This is a genomic window from Paenibacillus solani (genome assembly GCF_001277345.1).
GTDB lineage: Bacteria > Bacillota > Bacilli > Paenibacillales > Paenibacillaceae > Paenibacillus_AQ > Paenibacillus_AQ solani.
Window position 1 is genome coordinate 1783809 of sequence record NZ_LIUT01000001.1, and the last position, 20424, is coordinate 1804232.

Below are 20424 nucleotides of genomic sequence, written 5' to 3' on the forward strand. Positions count from 1 at the left end.
TGGAACCGCCTAGTGCGGACCCGCATGCTAGGTGGTGTGAGAGGACGGGGGTTAGTCACCCCCTCCTACTCGATTGATGTTGATTTCGGCAAGTGGGACTATTCTTCCCTTTCTTAAACAGAGGGAGGAGAATTCATTCCTGTTGTTGAAGCTATCTAGCAGCAATTGTCCAAATATAACTGAAATATAAGAGCCATATATAACACGGGAGGTCTTAGCTATGAAAGAAGAGGTCGTAATAGGAATTGATGGTGGCGGATCCAATACGCGCGTTATGGTCAGCGATTTGAATGGTAATGTTCTAGCATATGCCGTTGGAGGGGCCTCCTCGATTCATAAGGACAGTCATGCGCACGAGAATGTTCAACAAACGATTCGTTCGTCCCTTGCCATGGCGGGTTGTGAATTGAATCAAGTTAAGGGTCTATATGCGGGTATAGCCGGCTATGAGTCGGAACAGGATATGGAATGGGTTGCTCGTTTAACGGAGATCGAAGGATTGGATTGTCCAAAATGGTATGTGAACGATTCGGTTGTCGCGCACGCTGGTGCATTTATGGGGAAGCCGGGAATCGTTGTTGTGTCAGGGACCGGGTCAATGATTTTGGGTATTACCGAACAAGAAATACCGATTAGAAATGTGGATTTCCACCATTATGCCGCCAGTGCTGCGAGATTTTTATCTTATGAGGCTGTATACCAATTACTGGCCGGAATGATTGATCCATCGGATGAGACTTTGGTCGGCCAAATTCAATCTTTCTGGGATGTCGAGAATATGGAACAGCTTCGAATGTTGGCGTTGACGGGTTTTATCAAGGACCGACAAGAGCGAGATAAGAAGTTTGGGGAGATGGCCCCTCTCGTTACTTCAGCAGCCGAAGCTGGAAGCCGATTAGCTCGAAATGTATGCGATGAAGCCGTGAAGCAAATTATGATAGGGGTGGAGATTCTAGGCTCATACTTCCAATCTGATCGAATAGCCGTTACTGGCATTGGCAGTGTCATAAACTGTCCTTACATGACAACAGAACTTAGAGTCTGCTTGAATTCAAGTCCTAATAAACAGTATGAATTCGTAACTCCCCAGTTATCGGCTGCGGCGGGCGCAATTCTTCTTGCTTTTCGTAACTTAGGTACGGATGTGAATGAACATATGATCGAATTGATGCGCAGACATCTTCATGCTAGATGTTAGGAATTTTATGTTTACATAATATATACTATGTAAACATATTACGCTTGGTAAAAATATGAAGTGGAAAACGATGTCGTAATTTTAGATAGGAATTGTCGCATAGTTGGACTATAAAATTCAGCAAGATGTGATAACTTATATGTGGATGTTATCAATATAGAATTACATATTAGCCGCCTCCATTTAAAAGACTTATGGATTGGCTGGATGGAGCAATCGTTTATCTAAATTACGAAAAAGTGATGGTGAATCGATCATGTCTAAATTGTATCGTATTGGAATTATTGGCTGTGGCGGAATAGCAAACGGAAAGCATCTGCCCAGCTTAAGCAGATTAAAGAACGTAGAATTGGTCGCATTCTGTGATATCGTTGTTGAGCGCGCAGAAGAAGCGGCGCGTAAATACGGTAATGAGGACGCGAAAGTATATAGCGATTACACGGAGCTGCTGCAGGATCAGAGTATCGATATTATCCATGTGCTGACGCCGAATGATTCTCATGCCGAGATTTCCATAGCTTCACTGGAAGCAGGAAAGCATGTTATGTGTGAGAAGCCGATGGCGAAGACAGCTGCGGATGCCAAGAAGATGATGGAAACCGCCAAGCGCACAGGCAAGAAATTGACGATCGGATACAATAACCGATTCCGCGAAGATAGTCTTTATTTGAAGCAGGTATGCGAAGCTGGTGAACTTGGAAATATTTATTTTGCCAAAGCACATGCGATTCGTCGAAGAGCGGTTCCGACATGGGGCGTATTTTTGGATGAAGAAAAGCAAGGCGGCGGGCCGCTCATTGATATTGGTACGCATGCTCTCGATCTGACTCTGTGGATGATGGATAATTACAAGCCGAAGGTTGTACTGGGTACGACATACCATGAACTGTCCCGTAAGGAAAACGCGGCCAATGCATGGGGACCGTGGGATCCCGAAAAATTCACTGTTGAAGATTCCGCATTCGGTATGATTGTGATGGAGAATGGCGCTACCATTATGCTGGAATCCAGCTGGGCGCTTAATACGCTTGATATCGATGAAGCCAAATGTTCCCTGAGCGGATCGGAGGGCGGCGCCGATATGAAGAATGGCCTTCGTCTTAATGGGGAGAAATTCAGCCGCTTATACACAAATGAGATTGAACTAAACTCCGGCGGCGTTGCATTCTATGACGGCAAGAAGGAAGAGGCTCCTGACGTGGAGATGAGAAAATGGATTGAAGCAATTGAACAGGATAAAGACCCTGTCGTCACTCCAGAACAAGCTTATGTTGTATCACAAATATTGGAAGCTCTTTATGAATCCGCTAAAACCGGCAAAGCCGTTTACTTGGATTAATTACAGAGTCCTTATAAGCAAGCCCTGATTATTCAGGGCTTGCTTTATTATTGTGAATCTAGCAATGTCTACTCCACACAGATGTATGAGATGAACGTCAAGGGTCATACTAACCTCATAACATATGAAAGAAGGTTAGTGTTATGATCTTTATTTACAATGATTATGGTGGGACTCATACGACCTCGCTGGCGGCAGCTTATCATCTAAATCAATTACCCACGAACCGACCGCTCTCAACCGAAGAGATTTTGGGAGTAAACTATTTCAATAAACTGAGCACTTCCGATATGGGAAGGCTCATATTCCATGGGCTGGATGAGAACGGAAATCCCGTTTATACCTTGGGGCGCGGTTCATCCAAAATCGTAATACCGGCCTTGAGTAATCTTAGCCATATTCTGCAGGACAAATATCAGAACGCTGAGCCTATCGTATTTTCCAATACGTCGCCTACGGTTCCACTTGTTATGTCGATTGGCGGATTTCTAACTAAAAGAATGAAATTAAGTCGAATTGGCGATCCACTGCTGATTACAGGTGCGAAGCAGTGCTGCGGTCTTATCCGGGAACTGGTCCTACATACGAAACAAACCGCAGCTGCAAGGTCCGGAACCGAGAGCGTTATCGTGATCGATAACAAGAATTTCTCTTCTTAGCTCATGAAGATTATGGATAAGCACCCTGTCGATTTACCCTCCTAAGATGATCCTGTGCGCGTAAGGGGTCTTCTTTTTTTATGAGGATATGTTTGAAAAACTGTCGTGTGATAGCAGCCGGCTTTGTTATAATTTGGATAGGTTGCTGCAAAATAAGGTGAACCTCATGATACAAGCTAGATAATGAAGGGATCGTGGTGGTGATGAAGCGTTATTTCAGGATGGGAATATGGATCGTTATCTTATTGTATCTGGTACTGCTAGGGATTGGCATCTACCAAGACTCATTAACCATTCGTACAACTGTGCTAATGACTGGGATTACCGCCATGATTGTGACCATACTATATTGGATTCCCAAATTGTTCACCTACTTGAATCGAAGGTTATACGAGAAGTTGAGACGAATGATGAAATAACCATGCTTATCTTGTAGATGACAGTAAGATTAAACATTCTGTGGTCCAATCATAACGATAGAACAAGAGGATGGTATCCTGGACAATCGATTTCCGGGATATCGTCCTTTTGTTTACTCAGATCATTTTCTTATGGAAAATCAATCGATTTCATGTCCAGCTCCGTCTTACTTTAAGAGGAGAGCGGATAGAGGCTTGTTTCCCATTAATCATAGATAGAAGAAAGGGGGACGATGGGGTGGAGAACACGATGAAGGAAATCAGGACAGCTGATTCAAAAGTGATAGAAGAAGAGAACTTCTTTAATAACTTATCAAGCGAACAACGAAAATTGTACTCAATTGCACTCAGTTATATGAGAAATGAAGCTGATGCGCTGGAAATGGTGCAGGAAGCGTCTTGCAAAGCATGGATGAAACGTAAAAAGCTCAAGGATCAACAAGCATTTGCCCCCTGGCTAATTCGGATCACAATCAACTGTTGCATGGACGAGCTGAGGCGTAAAAAGCGTATAGTTCCGGTGGATACCGTGAAGGAAGAAGCGGTTGAAGAGATGAAAAGCAATGATCGAATCGATCTTGCTCAAGCTATGACTCGGATGAAGAAGAAGTACCGGCACGTCGTCATGCTGAAGTATTACCAGGATATGACCACGGCTGACATTGCAAAAGTGCTCAAAAAACCGGAAGGCACGATTAAAACTTGGCTGCGTGAAGGGTTGAAGCAGCTGCGGAATTATATGTAGGGCGATATGGGAGGCGAGGCAAAATGTTGGACAAAGAATATGAGCTTATGAAAGATTCAACGGTGCTGAATGAGAAGGCCAATTCCCTACCGGAATCGAAGCTTTCCGCTGCAGTACGAGAAGGAATGGAACAGGGGAGGAAACGCGAACGACGACGTATGTATTCTGTAGGCATGGGTACTCTAGCAACACTGACTGCAATGGTTCTTTTATTAGTTATAGTGAATCGTTCTCCGTTCACAGAGATTCAGGATCGCCACGTCCAAACCTCCAGCATTAGCAGCGTGAATAGTCTGGAATTGTTCCCAAGTGAACTCCTAAGGGACAGTTCCCTTAAAAAGGCTCTTGAAGGGGGATTAGTTAAGCCAATTAACCTGATCACTGAGAAGAATGGATATGGTGTGGAGCTATTGGGAGCTGTTACTGATGGCCGTAAAGCCTATGTCGTATTTAATGTAATTAATAATAAAGAAGTAGATATTATACTTAGAGATTTCAGTCTTGAATTTGGAGGTTACCTGGCACCGTCATTTGGCGCGAGGTTCGACATTTTGAGCGGAAGCGGGCAGATTTCAGCAGGGCAAAGCTCCTATTATGTTTATTCTACGGATCTCTTGCCGAGCGATCCTTATACGAATGACGCAAAAATCCGCATTTCCTTATCAGACACATCAACACAAGCGCTAAATTCAACCAGTAAAAAATATGTAACCAGCATGGACATCTCATTACAGCTTGAACCCAATATGTTTAAAGACAAGGAACGCGTTTATTCTCCCAATCGAACACTGAAGGTAGATGGACAAAAAATAAATGTTCGTCAATTACTGTTTACGCCTTTGAACACCTATGCGGACTTGGAATATGACCAAACGAACGAGAAACAGATTTACAAATTGCTGAACCCGGTTCTGATTGGTAAACGGGGAGAACATGTTGAAAAGTTATACTATCCTCAATCTACTTTAAGGGATGATTCCAAAGTTACGCTGGTTTATAAGTCCAGCCAGCTCGATCAGCTCGGTACATTATCGTTAAAAACATTTGGTATCGCTGCTGTGAATAAGGATAAGCTTAGGATTGTCGTTGATCTGAACAAAAAACAAATCGTCGAAGCACCAGATGATTATCTTCAGATGGTCATCTCTGACCAGCAATCGGGAGTAGGGGAAGTGCATTTTCAACGCAAGCTTGAAAATGCTCACGCTGCGGAAAGCTTCGGCATGTGGCTGGAGGACAGCTTCACCGATGCCTCAGGAGTAAAACATAGCAGATCATCTGAAGGTTTTGGTCAAAGTGTGCTCGCCACGTCGGTAAAAGATGATACGATGGAAGACAGTACTTCATATAATTTTGGGAAGGAAGCTGTAAATTATCCTCAGCCGCTAACGATCAAGGTCAAACAATATTGGATTCCGATTAAGGATACACAAGCGGTAGAGCTGCTGAGCGAATAAAGTAACGATCTTTATGGATCATCAATTTCCCCTCATGGCAGACAGTGCAATAGAGATCATGATCACCGTGAACTCTGCATTGTCAGCTGGAGGGGTTTTTTGTAATGAGAATGAACCATCTAAGTTTACAGCTTGTTCTCTTCGGCAATAATGGGGGAATAGCATCTAGGAGAGGAAGATGGTTTGCATGCGGAATCGTAGAAGCACCAATCATTCCAGCCAAAACAACACAAATGATACTCCGCAGGCGGAAGCAAAGAATTCCGATGCTTTGAAGGGGAGTTTAAAGGAAAGTCTGGATCATATCCAAGCATCCCTTGGTCACAGTACCGACATTGTGATAAGAGAGATCTCTATTGGTGCAGAGAAAGAATGCCAAATTGCCATCCTTTATACGGACGGTCTCGCAGACCCAAAGATGATCTCAGATAATATCATGATGGTTATAGCTGACGTGACTGGGTCACCGATAGGAGAAAATCCTGAACAATCTCGGTCCTTTGATAGTCACGCGCTATGGGAGCAAATCGCTGCCTTTAATCAAGAGATTCAAACCATACACGATTACCCTGAATTATTCCATTCTTTATTGTCGGGAGATACGATTCTGCTGATGGATGGATTGGATCAAGGCATGGCAGCAGGTACGCGTGGTTGGAAGGACCGCGGGGTCACGGAGACGTCTGCGGAGAACGTTGTCCGGGGTCCGCGGGAAGCTTTTTCGGAATCGTTGCGCACAAATACAGCCCTGATTCGTCGGAAGATCAAGGATCCTAATCTCTGGATGGAGACGAAGCAGATTGGGCGAATTACCCAAACGGATGTCGCCATAATGTATATCAATGGCATTGTAAACGATAAAATCGTCGAGGAAGTCCGCGCTCGGCTTCAGCGAATTGATGTAGACAGCATTTTGGAGAGCGGTTATATCGAAGAATTTATCCAGGATAAAACGCTGACACCATTTCCCACGGTTTATAATACCGAACGTCCGGATGTGGTTGCCGCTGAGCTGCTGGAAGGAAAGATCGCTATTATTGTGGATGGCACTCCCTTTGTACTGATCGTTCCAGCCCTGTTTGTCTCTTTCCTGCATGCAGCCGAAGACTATTATCAGCGCGCTGATATCAGTTCTTTCCTCCGTATACTGCGATATCTAAGTATTTCTATTTCATTACTCGGTCCGTCTCTTTACATCGCTGTAACCACGTTTCATCAAGAAATGCTGCCAACACAGTTATTATTCGGGCTGGCGGGGCAGCGGGAGCAAATCCCTTTTCCTGCGTTTGTGGAGGCTGTCTTCATGGAGGTTACCTTCGAGATTCTGCGTGAGGCTGGTGTACGCCTCCCTAAAAATATAGGCTCGGCCATTTCCATTGTAGGGACACTTGTAATTGGACAAGCGGCTGTTGAGGCTGGAATCATCTCTCCAGCCATGGTTATCGTTGTATCGATAACAGCCATATCCAGCTTTGTTGTTCCCTCCTTCAATATGTCCATTGCCTTTCGGATGCTGCGGTTTCCATTAATGGCGCTCGCCGCTTCCTTTGGCCTCTATGGCATTTTTGTCGGGATTATCGCTCTTATGCTGCATTTGTGCAGCCTTCGCTCGTTCGGAGTCCCTTACCTGTCTCCTTTCGCGCCATTGATTCCGGAGGGACAAAAAGATACGATCTTGCGACTGCCACATTGGCTGTTAACCAAACGTCCTCGGTTGGTCAATCAGAATGATATGACTCGAAAAATAAGCTCACCTCCGCGCAAATCGCGCGAATAAATACATCAAGACCAGCGGGAAAGCGAGTGAGTTGAATGAATCGAAGGAAAAAGATCTTAGCGATGATTCTCTTGCAGACTGTCATTGCGCTTCTACTGAGCAGCTGCTGGAACCGCAGAGAATTGAACGAACTGGCTATAGCGGTAGGTGCAGGGGTTGATTGGGTGGACAACCAATATCGTTTATCGGTTCAAGTCGCCATTCCGGGGCAAGTGACTTCTAAGAGAGGCGCGAGTACCCAGGCTCCTGCTACCTTGTATACGGCAGAAGGCGATACCATATTTGAGGCGGCTCGAAGGATGACTCAGATCAGTCCGCGGAAAATTTATTTTTCTCATTTAAGGATATTCCTGATGGATGAGGCAATGGCAAGGGAAGGGGTAGCCAAAGTTCTGGACCTCTTAGCAAGGGATCACGAATTCAGACCCGATTTTTATCTGGCAATTACCAAAGGAACAACGGCAGAGGAAGCCTTGAAGATCATGACTCCTATGGAAACCATTCCTGCTAATAAACTATTTAACTCTCTGCAGATTTCAGATAAGTCCTGGTCATCCAGCATGGTTGTGACTCTGGATGAATTAATCAATGGTATAACCAGCACAGGAAAGCACCCCGTCCTCACTGGATTAATGGTAACTGGTGATAAGAAGATCGGAGAAGATAAGAAGAATGTAGAAGACATCTATACTCCAAGCCAATTGCAATATTCAGGGCTTGCTGTTTTCAAATTCGATAAACTAATTGGCTGGTTGAATGAGAAGGATAGTAGAGGATATCGGCTGATTAGAGGAGATGTTAAAAGTTCTGTAGGCTATGTTTCTTGCAGAAACAAAGGAAAAGTCGTCTTGGAGACATTGCGCACGGACACCAAGCTAAAGGGAAGACTTGTTGACTCTCGTCCAGAGCTGGATATTAAGGTTAGTCTTGAAGGAAATATCGGTTCTGTGGAATGCAGCGGGTTGGATTTGACTGAACCTTCAACGATACGACAGCTTGAAGTCGATATGGAAGAGAAAGTAACAAAAATCCTGGAAGATGTCATAGATAAAGTGCAAACCGAGCATAAAGTTGACATATTTGGTTTCGGTGAGGCTTTTCACCGTTCTCATCCGAAAACTTGGAAAAGAATAGAGCAAGAATGGGATGATCGTTATTTCACCTCCCTTGTAACTCATGTAAGTGTCGATTACAAAATTCGCGGAACGGGAACAACGAATGATTCTTTTCTAAATGATCTTAAGGAATGAGGGCAAGTCATGCTGAGTTATACATTCATCGCCATCGTTGCCGCGGTTCTAACTTGGTTGGAACTCCCGAGGATGCGGCGGGAGAAGGAATATAGGGAAATTTGGGGTTTCGCGGCGTTCATGCTCCTTGCCATAGGAATCAGTGTGGCTCAGACCATGCTGAAGGAAATTCCAACTCCCTTGGTTTTCATAACGGCTATATTCAAACCGTTCAGTGACTTGCTCTCAGCGGTAGGTTTGATTCAATAGGAAAAGGAGCAGGAAATATGCCCGAAGTTAAAATTTCTCTGCGTCAAGTGAGTATATTAACTGCAATGTATCTTATCGGCAGTGCCATTCTGATCCTCCCCTCGGGTATGGCCTCCATGGCGAAACAAGATGCCTGGATTGCTTCTCTGGTTGGGATGGGTTTCGGATTCATCATTCTCACGGTGCAATGGCAATTGTCCAGGAAATACCCTGAAACCAACTTGCTGTGTTTGTCCGAGAAGTTGTTAGGCAAATGGGTCGGCAAAATCGTGAACCTCCTATTCTTGGTCACATTGTTTCTAGGGGGACCCGCTCCCGTGTTACATGATATTGGCCTCTTCATGACAGTTCAGATGCTTCCGGAAACCCCGATTCAGGCAATTATTTACCTCTTCGGGCTATTGGTTATACTGGGTGTACGCTTAGGGCTAGAGGTGCTTGCCCGTTCAGCGGAGCTGCTATTTCCTTGGTTCCTGCTTCTGTTCCTCTCGATGAGCATCTTGTTGTTATCGACAATTAAATGGGAGAATGCACAGCCTATTTTGGAAACAGGAGTTAGTCCAATAATCCAGGCAGCGATTTCGTTTGTCAGCATAGCCTTCCTGCCGAACATCGTCCTGTTGATCGTTTACCCAGGCTCCGTTAACCGCTCAGAGGATACTCACAAAGCCGTGTATATCGGTTGCTTAATCGGAGGGTTGGTGCTGTTTATGATTATCGCCTTGTCGATTCTGGTCTTAGGTCCGGAGGTTACAGCACGGAATCAATATCCCAGTTATATACTGGCCAAGAATATCAATATCGGCAATTTTCTACAGCGTATCGAAGCCGTAATGGCTGTGATGTGGTTTATCACTTTATTTTTTCGCATCTCTCTGTATACTTACGCCATTACCATCGGCTTTAGCCAAATTTTTAATATCAAGAATTATCAGCCGCTGGTACTGCCGATTGGGTGGATTATGGCGATGGTTTCCGTCTTCATATACCCCAATGTTCCCTACGAGGCCCATTTTAATAAAAAGATATGGGGCCCTTATACGATTACTGTGGGGTTTCTTTTTCCATTGTTTTTGCTCTGCTTGCATTATCTGCGTAAAAAGCGGCCCCAAAAGTCAAAAAAATCATCCAACTCGGCCTGAATCGTTAAAATCAAACAAGTTATCGGATAATCCATTGAGGATAATTTTAGGTAAGACGTAAAAATCCAGAGTTGAGAGAATCATGTCAGCGACAATAGTAAACATAAAATATATTATGTAAACTTAAAATGAGGAGCCGCATGAATCATGCGGTTTTTTCAATGTTACCCAAAAAAAAGGTGATTCTCTACTAAAGCTGTGATTGAGTCGCAATATTATTGGGTTTTTTCCATATTTTTGTTACTATAAGCGTAATGTCATGAATGCAGGGGTATTGAAAGAGCATTGACCCAGAATGAAAGCTACTTTGACGTTCATAGCCTGCTATAAGAGGAGGAATATGGAGGCATTATACTCATTTATTGGACTTGTGTTGTTAGTGGGCCAGTGGATCCTGCCTAAGATTATTGATGTGGGCGAAGAGGAGATGCGGGACACGCCGGTTTATAGATGGTTTCTCTTGGGTTCATGGGCTCTGTTGATTCCCGTTCTTATTCTCATATGGACGATGGATAGGAGCAGACCTTATCCCGTATGGCCATTCTTATTAGCAGTTCTTTATTGTTACCGTGGTTGTATGGAGTGGAAATACATACGGGAAACCATGCGTCACCAAGTTTCATTCATCCTGGCAGGAGTATTCATTCTGTTTGCACTTTTAATGGTTTGTATCCTTTTATTTGGTACAACGAATCTCTGAAAATGTTAAACGTACACCTTTGCAAATATGGGGGGCGCAATGAACTATGAATTCAGTATAACTGCTTCGATGTCTGAGCTGGTATGGTTTCCAGATGAGTGGGCAGATGAGTATCAAGTCCATCCGAACTTCAAGGCGGTTATGGATTGGCTTGGCATCTCGGTTCCGGTATCCGATATTTACGAGCGTTATTTCGAGAGTCCCGTGAATAGTGGACATATCCTTGTCTTCGAACAGACGTCGGATTCGACTTCCTGCATCGTGCTGGATACCTATCGTGATCCGCTGGATCAGATGGATGTGATTCGACTGGGTTGGCGAAGTAAGTATGAAGATCGCGAGATACGCCGGATATCCCGTAAATTTTATGATGAATGTGAATTTGCAATCCGATACCAGGAAGGGCAATCGGTATTAAGCGAGTGGCTCCGTGAAGAGCTGTACCCGCGTAAATTCCACTATCAGACGTTATTTGAGCAGAGAATAAAACGATATGTGAACCTTATGGAGTCCTCCAACGAGGACAAATGAACAATAGGATCATTAGACAGCGGATCTTTCATAAATAGCAGGAATATCTAATGCCATATGGTCAGCCGGGTCAGGTAACTCAACTGCTTCAAAAGTTAAAAGAAAGCTACCCAGAGCGCCTGTTAGAAGTGCAGAACCTGTTTAAAGAATCCGGAATCATGGATATGGATTATCCGGTTGCACACCAACAAAAAAGCATAGAATGGTCAAGAGAGATGGATGCAGCTGTCCCATTGTTGGATGGCGGCAGCATGGAATTAACGCCGATGCTTCAAGAGAGATATAGTTATGCAGATTCGATCCAAGATTTGACCTGGTATTTTCCTAGCTTAAGTGAAATCAGTGACATGGTGGACGAAGAAGATGTAATCGATGCTTATGAGGCGCATAGGGAGGACTGGGAAGATTCGGCGCCAGCAACCTTTCCTTTAAGTCGACTCTACAATCGCTATTAAGTGATGTGCGAGAATAATAACAAGATCCTACAAACCACGTAAAACGTGGTTTTTTTTATTTGGATTTATGGTTGCTGTAATTGATTAGTTTAAATGGATATAAGTTGTGATATTCGGGTTATCCTAACGTCAGAGGTAAGACTTTGGATGCACCCTGATATGCCGCTGGAGGGCAATCATGAATAATACAGGACGATATAGGAGGCTTGAGCATGAAACCCATAACTGGTACATTGAATGTCGCGATCCTTGGAATGGGCACAGCATTGCCTGTGCACGCAGTGGCACAAACGGATATTGCAGATTTAATTGTCTCAACTTTGCAGGATCGACCTGATCTGGCTCGCTTTGCCCGTAAAGTATTTCGATCATGCGGTGTTGAAAAACGTTATACTTGCGAATCCAATTACCTGGGGCCAGTTGAGGAATGCCGCTATATGCCTTCACCTGACGAGAACGGTGTCCCGACTACTGAGGAGCGAATGAATACATATAAAAGAGAAGCTCCCCCACTAGGTATAGAAGCAGCACGGAACGCACTTCGGGATGCCGGAATGTCACCCGAACGAATCACCCATCTCATAACCGTTAGCTGTACGGGACAGTATCAACCGGGACTGGATGTTGCACTGATCCGTCATTTAGGGCTATCTCCGCGAGTGAATCGGCTGCCGCTGATCTTCCAAGGTTGTGCGGCCGGTCTCAAGGCCATTCAAATGGCCAGGGATGTGGTCTTGGGGAAGCAGGACGCCCAAGTACTTGTGGTTAGCGTCGAGCTATGTACCCTTCATTTTCAGCCCGTTCAGGGGAGGGAGGCTTTGTTTGCATCTTCGTTCTTCGGAGACGGAGCTTCTTCCTGTGTCATTGGTTCCCCTGAAACACATCATCGAGATTATCTGGAGCTCGGTGCAGGATATTCTGTTCTGCTGCCTGATACGACCGAGGATATGACATGGGAAATTGGTAATAGGGGGTTTGATCTGTTCTTATCCCCGCGTATTCCGAAGCTGCTGGGTACCCATCTGGAAGCAGAGCTGCGTGCTTTATCAATAAACGATACACTTCCAGAGCTGTGGGCCATCCATCCGGGTGGACGAGGCATCGTTGATTCCGTACAAGAGGTGCTGCACTTGAACGATGAACAAACCCGCTATAGCAGGGACATTCTACGAACGGTAGGGAATTTGTCTTCCGCGACAATTATGTTTGTATTGAATGCTATGCGTCAAGAAATGCATGATCGGAATAAAGCTTCGGCGGAAGGGGTAGCTATGGCTTTTGGGCCTGGTCTGACAGCGGAGCTTATGCGTTTTACGTATGTCAAAGCTTATGCACTATCGGCTAAGGAGCAGGATCATGTCCTTCTTTAGAACCTTGTCCAACCGCGCGCGGGAAGATGAGCTTATGGATGACTTCAGCATGGGAGGAGAAGAGCTGAGCGAAGCGCTTCAGCATCTAAGGCGGCTGAATCGGATATTTGCAGCGCCTGGGCCAACGTTATCCGGCGTCGAGAAGTTATGGAAATCGATGGGCTGCCCAAGCACTCTGAGTATCATGGATGTAGGGGCCGGTTCCGGGGATGTCAACCAGAAGCTGTTGCGGTGGTCGGATCAAAAGGGGATACAGCTGAACATTACCTTAGTGGATAAGACCGAGGAAGCATGTGATGAGGCAAGACGGCTGTTTCGTCATGAACCAAGAGTTCAAGTACAGCTCGCCGACGTGCAAGAGGTCCCGGATGCATCCGCTGATATTGTGACCGGTTCCCAATTCATTCATCATTTCGAAGGAGAGCAGCTAGTTGAGATTGTTTCGCATATGCTTCGAGCCTCCATTCATGGCGTCGTGATCAATGATATTCACCGGCATCTGTTACCATATACAGCAGTCTGGCTTACCACCCGCATGATCTCAGCCAATCGTTACATTCGCCATGACGGGCCGCTATCGGTTGCCAAGGGATTCACAGGGAGAGATTGGAGAGAATTGAAAGAGCGGCTCCAGCGTGAAACGATGACCTATGAATGGAAGCCGTTATTCCGCTATTCCGTTGTCATCCCGAATGATCCGTAGAGATATATTCTAGTCCACTGCTTACTGCGTCACCAAGTTCATCATGCAATAGGAAGGCAGGGATTCTCCGATGTCGAAGCAAGCGGATGTCATTGTCATCGGAGCTGGAGTGGCAGGCACCAGCTGTGCGCTTCAGCTTGCGAAGAAAGGGCATCATACGATTTTACTGGATCGCCAAGCTTTTCCACGCCACAAAACCTGCGGGGAATTCATGTCACCTGAAACCCGGGAGATGCTGAATTATTTAGGCGTTGATCTACATGTCCAAAAGGTTAACCCCACTATAATGGATCATGCCAAAATCGTGATGCCTCACGGCGGTGAGATAACGGCTCCACTTCCGGGGCAGGCAACAGGTATAAGCCGCTATGAGCTGGATCGTCTTCTGCATGAGAAGGCAATAAGTATGGGGGTGGAGATTGTTACCGGCATTACGGTCACCGATATTCATAAGCGTGGTGATCATCACTACGAGCTTCATACGAAGCAGGGAAAGGAGTCTGCTCGGTATGAGGCTAGGGTTATTATTGGAGCATATGGCACCAAAAGACCCCAAGGCGTTGCTTCCCCTGATGGATATCGGGATGACACCGTATATGTTGGCGTAAAATCTCATTATAGCGGCATGACGGTGGCTTCACGGGTGGAGCTGTATTTTTGCACTGGTGGTTATGTCGGGATCTCGCCAATCGAGAATGGAACAGTCAATGTGGCCGCATTGCTAAGCTTGGATTCGGTTCGGGGAGGCGGTAAGTCGGTTCCGGAAATTCTCCGAGCTGCTTCCAGAACGAACAAAAGGCTAGCTGAACGAATGGCTGAAGGAGAACCTGTTCCAGGAACTCAGGTATCGATAGCCCCGCTTCGCTTATCCAATACACCGGAGCCATGGTCTCAATATCCGCATATCGGCGATGCCATGCTCATGCTTCCGCCCCTGTGTGGAGATGGGATGTCGGTTGCTCTGCGGTCTGCATGGTTATGCTCCATGTGGACCAATAAGTATTTAAATGAAGCTATCAGCTTCGAAGAATGGAAACATCAATATATCGATGAAGCGAATCGTACCTTTGGTCAGCTTGTCAGAAGGGCGAGGAGAATCCAAAGCTTGGCCTTTGCCAGAACCAACAGATTCTATCCAAGCATCGCCCGGATGATGCCCGGACTGGCATCCTATATCGTAAAAGCTACCCGATTATCAGAGATGGATATCGCAACAAGATAAGCCGCTATTTGCGGCTTTTTTGGGTTGTGTGGTCAGAATAGATTTAATCACGGAGCCTATCATTGTATAATGAGATCTATTATGACGGGATAAATGATCCTAAAACAAAGCAAAATTAGCCCATGGAACAAGGAGTCGTTTTCATGAACATAGCAGACCTCGAGCAGCTAAGAATCCTTTTTGCAGAGCATCGAAATGATTTTTTGGCCGGTAAAATGAAAGGGTATATGCGCAATCAGTTTGAGTTCTATGGCATACAGTCGCCTTTGCGAAGAGAGCTAACCAAGAAATTCCTTGATGAATATGGTTTTCCGCAGGAAGATCAGGTTTTCGAAGTGATTACAAAGCTATGGAGCATGGACGAAAGGGAAATGGCGTGCGTTGCGCTGCAGATCATGGATATGAGAAAGCGAAAATTCCACCTGGATGACATCAAGCTTATTGAATATATGACGGTCCATAAATCGTGGTGGGATACTGTTGACCATATCGCTTCAAATCATGCAGGGCATTATTTTAGCAAATATCCTGAACAGCGGGGGATCGCAGATGAATGGATTCGTTCAGGCAGCCTCTGGCTGCAGAGATCGGCTATCTTGTTTCAGTTAAAATATAAGCAGGAGACGGATATAGAAAGACTATTCCACTATATTACTTTAACTGCGGACTCAAATGAATTCTTCATCCAGAAAGCCATAGGCTGGAGCCTCCGCCAATACAGCAAAACGAACCCGGACGCCGTAATTAATTTCGTGGAGTCGAATTCTTTAGCAAATCTAAGTAAGCGTGAAGCCTTAAAAGTGATTCAGCGAACAACGCTTTCTCCGTAAAGCCTATATTATTCCTTTAATAAGTTGTCCTCGTCAAATAAAATAAAGGCTTCAACGTTGCATGTACAACCTTCAACCTTGAAGCCCTCTATGTACTCTCTCTAAAAAAATCTACTTAGTTTTCGATTACGCTACGATTCAGCTTGAGATTAACGGGTGCAGCAATCGTATCTCCTACGGGGCATTTACTCTCCAGAAATTCCACGAACGCCTTGACTTTCTCGGCGGGTGAAGAAGTCTTAATGTAGAACGTATAACGAATATCGGAGTAGCCTGGGCGCACGTCAGAACGGTTAAAGAATCCGTCGAGATCCAGATCCCCTTCTACATCAACCCTGAAATCATCGAGAACTACATCGAACTTAGGGGCATATACACGCGCTACAATGGATTGGCATGCTCCCAAAGAGGCGAGTAATGCTTCTACAGGATTCATTCCCGTGTCTGTACCGCCGAGGCTGGCGGGTTCATCGATGACCAATTCAAATTGTCTTGCGCGAGTGACGACTCGCACTCCTTCTTGCAAGTGAGCCGTTGCTTTGAATGTTTGAACGTTTGGCATGGTTATATCGCTCCTTAATATCCATGTTGGAGTTGCTTCAGACTATAAAAAACCAACTTTTCTTGTATGATTAATGTGGATTATATCTTTGCAGCTCTTATCTGTCAATAAGAAATCAGTAAACAAGCGAAGAGGGGGGCTGAAGCGATTGCGTGAGGTTAGAAGAAAGGTGAAGGAGTCCAAAAAAAAAGAGCATGTCTCGTAAGGAGAACATGCTCTTGCAGCGATACTAAGAACGGTCGGGCGCGTTATTTTGCTGTTTCAGCAAGTCGCGAATTTCTGTTAGTAATTCTTCTTCCTTAGTCAAAAGTGCTGGCTCTTCCGGTTTAGCTTCTTCTTTTCGTTTAAATCGATTGAGAGTCCGAATGAACATGAAGATCGAGAATGATACGATCAGAAAGTCCACTACCGTTTGAAGAAATACGCCGTATGTAAGTGTTGCATCCCCGATGGTCGCCTTCAATCCGGAGAGATCAACTCCGCCTAGAAGCAACCCGAAGACAGGCATAATGATGTCGCTCACTAGAGAGGAGACGATTTTGCCGAATGCTGCCCCGATGATTACCCCAATGGCCAAATCCAGGACATTCCCTTTGAGAGCAAAGCTCTTAAATTCTTTTAACAAGTTCATATGTATTCACCTGCTTTTCAATCCATAATATTAGGCAGCATACTGCCACTCGAAATATCCTAACAGCAACCAGCTCAATGTGCAAGATCACAACGTCATATTTTTTCATGGCATTTTTTACTTCTACCAAGGATTACTAATACATGAGGAGGTGTGCTTCATCGGTCCTCAAGCCTGGTATACAGGTTGACCGTGAGTTATATCCATGTTAAGTTTTTATTATTCGAAATATAACGGGATTGTATAGAGGAGGGGTAAAGCGATGACTGAGCTAGAGGTTGTAGATGTTTATGTGAACCTGTCGATACTAAGCAACGTAGACAAGGTTCACACCATAACGAATCAGATACCGGAACTTTATCCTTCTATACTTATAAACATCTGTGCTTAGCGATGGCTTGACTGTCGCTTAGTTTCTTTATGGTATAGTTAGGTTAACGTAAGCGCGAAAATGCACCGGAATTCTGGTGTTTTTTGTGCTTTTTTTCGTTCTGAAATATTGCCATAGAGGATGAGAAAAATGTCATTAATCAATGTTTCAAACCTTTCGTTTAGTTATGATAGCAGTTATGATCCGATATTCGAAAATGTAAGCTTTCAAATCGATACCGATTGGAAATTAGGATTTACCGGAAGGAACGGCAGAGGGAAAACCACATTTATGAATTTGCTGCTGGGCAAGTACGAATACAGCGGGACGATTTCGGCTTCCGTAAGCTTCGAATATTTCCCCTATCATGTCGAGCACAAGGAGCATCTCACGATTGATGTTATCGAGGAGATCTATCCGGAGTATGTTCATTGGCAAATCGTGCGCGAGCTCAATTTGTTGCAGGTCTCGGAAGACGTTCTCTACCAGCCTTTTGAATTATTGTCTAGTGGTGAACAAACCAAAGTGATGCTGGCGGCGCTGTTCATTAAGGAGAACCGTTTCCTCTTGATTGACGAACCAACGAATCATCTGGATATGCATGCGAGAAAATTGGTGAGTGAATATCTCAGCAAGAAAAAAGGGTTTATTCTCGTTTCTCACGACAGGTCCTTTCTCGACCATTGTGTGGACCATATTCTCTCCATAAACAAAACCAATATCGAGATCCAGAAAGGAAACTTTTCCACATGGTGGGAGAACAAGAAGCGGCAGGATGAATTTGAGCTTGCCAGCGACGAGAAACTCAGGAAGGATATTAAACGTTTAACCGATTCTGCCAGACGGACGGGAGGTTGGTCCCATGAGGTGGAAAAATCGAAGAACGGCACCCGTAATTCCGGATCGAAGGTAGATAAGGGGTATATTGGCCACAAGGCAGCCAAAATGATGAAGCGCTCTAAAAACTTGGAGCAGCGGCAGCAATCGGCCATTGAGGAAAAGTCGAAGCTTCTCAAAAATATTGAAAGCGCGGAGAGTCTGCAGATATTTCAACTGGATTATCACAAAAAACAACTGGTCGAGCTGGAGAATGTATCGATTTCCTATGGCCTTAAGAAGGTGTGTGACAATCTGAGTTTTGTCATCGAAAAAGGGGACCGGATTGCCCTTTCGGGTAAAAACGGTTCAGGAAAATCCAGCATCCTTAAACTGATATGCGGAGAAGAGATGCAATACACGGGCCAGTTCAGCAGGGATAACCAGCTTAAGATATCCTATGTATCTCAGAACACGTCCCACCTACAAGGCAGTTTGACGGATTATGCCATAAGCAGCGGGATTGATGAAAGCCTGTTTAAATCCATACTGCGAAAGCTCGATTTCTCCAGACTTCAGTTTGAAAAGGATATTTCGACCTATAGCGGGGGACAGAAGAAAAAAGTGCTGATCGCTAAAAGCCTTAGTGAGCATGCTCATTTGTATGTTTGGGATGAACCGCTTAACTTTATCGATGTGATCTCTCGCATGCAAATCGAAGAATTATTGCTCGGGTATGCACCGACGCTTCTGTTCGTGGAGCATGATCGTGCATTTTGCGAGAATGTGGCAACCAAGATCGTTGAGCTTGATGGCAATCAAGAAACATAAGGAACAACGAAGACTGTTATCCCCAGATGGAACGGGAGTATGATTAAGCTGGTCAAGTTCCTTAATAAGTAATATCAAAAAAAGCTGTCCGCTTATTAGCGGCAGCTTTTTTACGTTTCGTTATGATATCAACCAGATGCACTTCTCTTCCAATATAACTAACCCTTCCAGTAGCCTGTCAAATACATTCCTTCCATCGCTTGATTCCAAATGGACTCATCATTAGGACGGTCCACGACTTCATCGGTTATCCCATCAATTACTTTCTCGAAGCAACTGCTGCAGTTGATTGGTGTAAAAAGTCAGCTCATTCTCCGAAGACAGATCCTTAAGCAGCGCTTGGATCAAAAAGGAACGTGGACGTTCAGCGGTGAACTCTTCCCGCAGCATCGCCGATACCTCAGACAAGTCTTTTTTTCTGGAGTTCGTTATGGACATATCCGGGATAATCGACTCAATCGTATCCATCAACGCCGTTCTTCGTATTTCCTGCGTATGAATAAGTGCCTCTAAATCAACCATCGAATATTCCTTCATGAGTTCATCGGTGAGTAAGGGGCGGGGAGCACGTTGTTCCAATCCCAGCACGAGATCATCCATTCGCTCAGCAATGAAAACAGCCAATTCCTTTTGAATGAGCGGTTTGAATCCAAACAAGACATGAAAGGTATACTCGCGGATCAATCCGTTAAAGACGGCTGTAGCATCCCATTTCCATTCCGCTATCGAGCCCCCGTAATGACGGAGCAAAATATCCTGGTAATAACGAAACATATTCAATTGAAGCTGATGGATGACGGTGCCGATCTTGTCACTGTTCGCCGGTGGGAGCTCGTTATGATCACGGGAAATGTAATATCCATGCTCGATGAAAAAATCGAACTGATAAGCGATCTCTTCTAGAAATGTATCCCTGCGGGATAAACCTTTTTTGCGGATTTGTTCTACGGCATCAATCATATCTTGCTGTCGTTTCTCCAGAATACGGATGTATAGCCCTTCTTTGGAGCCATAGTATTTATAGATTGAGCCTTTAGCGATGCTGCAATCATCCGCGATATCTTGAATCGAAGTAGCTTGATATCCTTTTTCGGCAAAGGAACGAATAGCCGATTGCAATATTTTTTCTTTTAACAAACTCACAGCGTGGCCCCCTTAACGATGTACA

At 44.8% G+C, this 20424-nt stretch carries 22 protein-coding genes; 19 read left to right on the forward strand and 3 right to left on the reverse strand.

The features are described 5' to 3' along the window. Nucleotides 1–220 precede the first annotated feature (220 nt). From AM231_RS08070 to AM231_RS08150, 17 genes are all read left to right on the forward strand, one after another. Nucleotides 221–1198 carry an N-acetylglucosamine kinase gene (locus tag AM231_RS08070; protein ID WP_054402172.1) on the forward strand — a complete coding sequence of 326 codons (978 nt, stop codon included), beginning with the start codon at nucleotides 221–223 and terminating at the stop codon, nucleotides 1196–1198. 256 nt (nucleotides 1199–1454) lie between these two features. After that, the gene (locus tag AM231_RS08075) at nucleotides 1455–2537 is read left to right on the forward strand and encodes a Gfo/Idh/MocA family protein (RefSeq protein WP_054402173.1); all 1083 of its coding nucleotides are present in this window, start codon (nucleotides 1455–1457) and stop codon (nucleotides 2535–2537) included. 143 nt (nucleotides 2538–2680) lie between these two features. Next, nucleotides 2681–3196 carry a DUF3189 family protein gene (locus tag AM231_RS08080; protein WP_054402174.1) on the forward strand — a complete coding sequence of 172 codons (516 nt, stop codon included), beginning with the start codon at nucleotides 2681–2683 and terminating at the stop codon, nucleotides 3194–3196. A 221-nt stretch (nucleotides 3197–3417) separates the two neighbouring features. Continuing rightward, nucleotides 3418–3615 carry a hypothetical protein gene (locus tag AM231_RS08085; RefSeq protein WP_242615089.1) on the forward strand — a complete coding sequence of 66 codons (198 nt, stop codon included), beginning with the start codon at nucleotides 3418–3420 and terminating at the stop codon, nucleotides 3613–3615. 250 nt (nucleotides 3616–3865) lie between these two features. After that, nucleotides 3866–4360, forward strand: coding sequence for a sigma-70 family RNA polymerase sigma factor (locus tag AM231_RS08090; RefSeq protein ID WP_054403567.1), 495 nt, complete (start codon nucleotides 3866–3868; stop codon nucleotides 4358–4360). A gap of 23 nt (nucleotides 4361–4383) precedes the next feature. Continuing rightward, the gene (locus AM231_RS08095) at nucleotides 4384–5817 is read left to right on the forward strand and encodes a DUF4179 domain-containing protein (protein ID WP_054402175.1); all 1434 of its coding nucleotides are present in this window, start codon (nucleotides 4384–4386) and stop codon (nucleotides 5815–5817) included. A gap of 187 nt (nucleotides 5818–6004) precedes the next feature. Continuing rightward, nucleotides 6005–7594, forward strand: coding sequence for a spore germination protein (locus AM231_RS08100; protein WP_054402176.1), 1590 nt, complete (start codon nucleotides 6005–6007; stop codon nucleotides 7592–7594). Nucleotides 7595–7629: 35 nt separating this feature from the next. Then, complete coding sequence (locus AM231_RS08105) at nucleotides 7630–8844, forward strand: Ger(x)C family spore germination protein (RefSeq protein WP_053493613.1); 1215 nt, start codon at nucleotides 7630–7632, stop codon at nucleotides 8842–8844. Between the two features lie 9 nt (nucleotides 8845–8853). After that, complete coding sequence (locus AM231_RS08110; RefSeq protein WP_053493612.1) at nucleotides 8854–9093, forward strand: hypothetical protein; 240 nt, start codon at nucleotides 8854–8856, stop codon at nucleotides 9091–9093. Nucleotides 9094–9110: 17 nt separating this feature from the next. Beyond that, complete coding sequence (locus AM231_RS08115) at nucleotides 9111–10235, forward strand: GerAB/ArcD/ProY family transporter (RefSeq protein ID WP_054402177.1); 1125 nt, start codon at nucleotides 9111–9113, stop codon at nucleotides 10233–10235. Nucleotides 10236–10575: 340 nt separating this feature from the next. Continuing rightward, nucleotides 10576–10935, forward strand: coding sequence for a DUF4181 domain-containing protein (locus AM231_RS08120; RefSeq protein ID WP_054402178.1), 360 nt, complete (start codon nucleotides 10576–10578; stop codon nucleotides 10933–10935). Between the two features lie 39 nt (nucleotides 10936–10974). Beyond that, the gene (locus tag AM231_RS08125) at nucleotides 10975–11466 is read left to right on the forward strand and encodes a hypothetical protein (protein WP_054402179.1); all 492 of its coding nucleotides are present in this window, start codon (nucleotides 10975–10977) and stop codon (nucleotides 11464–11466) included. A gap of 50 nt (nucleotides 11467–11516) precedes the next feature. Beyond that, nucleotides 11517–11921, forward strand: coding sequence for a hypothetical protein (locus tag AM231_RS08130; RefSeq protein ID WP_054402180.1), 405 nt, complete (start codon nucleotides 11517–11519; stop codon nucleotides 11919–11921). A 212-nt stretch (nucleotides 11922–12133) separates the two neighbouring features. Beyond that, nucleotides 12134–13291 (forward strand): type III polyketide synthase, encoded by a 1158-nt coding sequence (locus AM231_RS08135; protein ID WP_054402181.1) that lies wholly within the window; start codon nucleotides 12134–12136, stop codon nucleotides 13289–13291. Further along, complete coding sequence (locus AM231_RS08140) at nucleotides 13278–13994, forward strand: SAM-dependent methyltransferase (RefSeq protein WP_054402182.1); 717 nt, start codon at nucleotides 13278–13280, stop codon at nucleotides 13992–13994. Before AM231_RS08135 ends, AM231_RS08140 begins: the two co-directional genes overlap by 14 nt. A gap of 70 nt (nucleotides 13995–14064) precedes the next feature. Continuing rightward, a complete protein-coding gene (locus tag AM231_RS08145) occupies nucleotides 14065–15216 on the forward strand; it encodes an NAD(P)/FAD-dependent oxidoreductase (protein WP_054402183.1) in 1152 nt (383 codons plus the stop codon). A 143-nt stretch (nucleotides 15217–15359) separates the two neighbouring features. Beyond that, complete coding sequence (locus AM231_RS08150; RefSeq protein WP_054402184.1) at nucleotides 15360–16046, forward strand: DNA alkylation repair protein; 687 nt, start codon at nucleotides 15360–15362, stop codon at nucleotides 16044–16046. A 115-nt stretch (nucleotides 16047–16161) separates the two neighbouring features. Here AM231_RS08150 and AM231_RS08155 read toward each other — a convergent pair whose 3' ends face one another. Beyond that, entirely contained in the window at nucleotides 16162–16608 is a 447-nt protein-coding gene (locus AM231_RS08155; protein WP_054402185.1) for an OsmC family protein, read from the reverse strand. 229 nt (nucleotides 16609–16837) lie between these two features. Continuing rightward, nucleotides 16838–17239 carry a large conductance mechanosensitive channel protein MscL gene (mscL, locus tag AM231_RS08160; RefSeq protein WP_054402186.1) on the reverse strand — a complete coding sequence of 134 codons (402 nt, stop codon included), beginning with the start codon at nucleotides 17237–17239 and terminating at the stop codon, nucleotides 16838–16840. 262 nt (nucleotides 17240–17501) lie between these two features. Here mscL and AM231_RS30190 point away from each other — a divergent pair, with 262 nt between their 5' ends. After that, nucleotides 17502–17630, forward strand: coding sequence for a hypothetical protein (locus AM231_RS30190; protein ID WP_278044613.1), 129 nt, complete (start codon nucleotides 17502–17504; stop codon nucleotides 17628–17630). Nucleotides 17631–17759: 129 nt separating this feature from the next. Next, entirely contained in the window at nucleotides 17760–19256 is a 1497-nt protein-coding gene (locus tag AM231_RS08165; RefSeq protein WP_054402187.1) for an Lsa family ABC-F type ribosomal protection protein, read from the forward strand. A gap of 255 nt (nucleotides 19257–19511) precedes the next feature. On the opposite strand, the gene AM231_RS08170 is transcribed toward AM231_RS08165, so the two are convergent. Further along, on the reverse strand, nucleotides 19512–20399 hold the full coding sequence (locus AM231_RS08170; protein WP_054402188.1) for a TetR/AcrR family transcriptional regulator: 888 nt from the start codon (nucleotides 20397–20399) through the stop codon (nucleotides 19512–19514). Nucleotides 20400–20424: the final 25 nt, after the last annotated feature.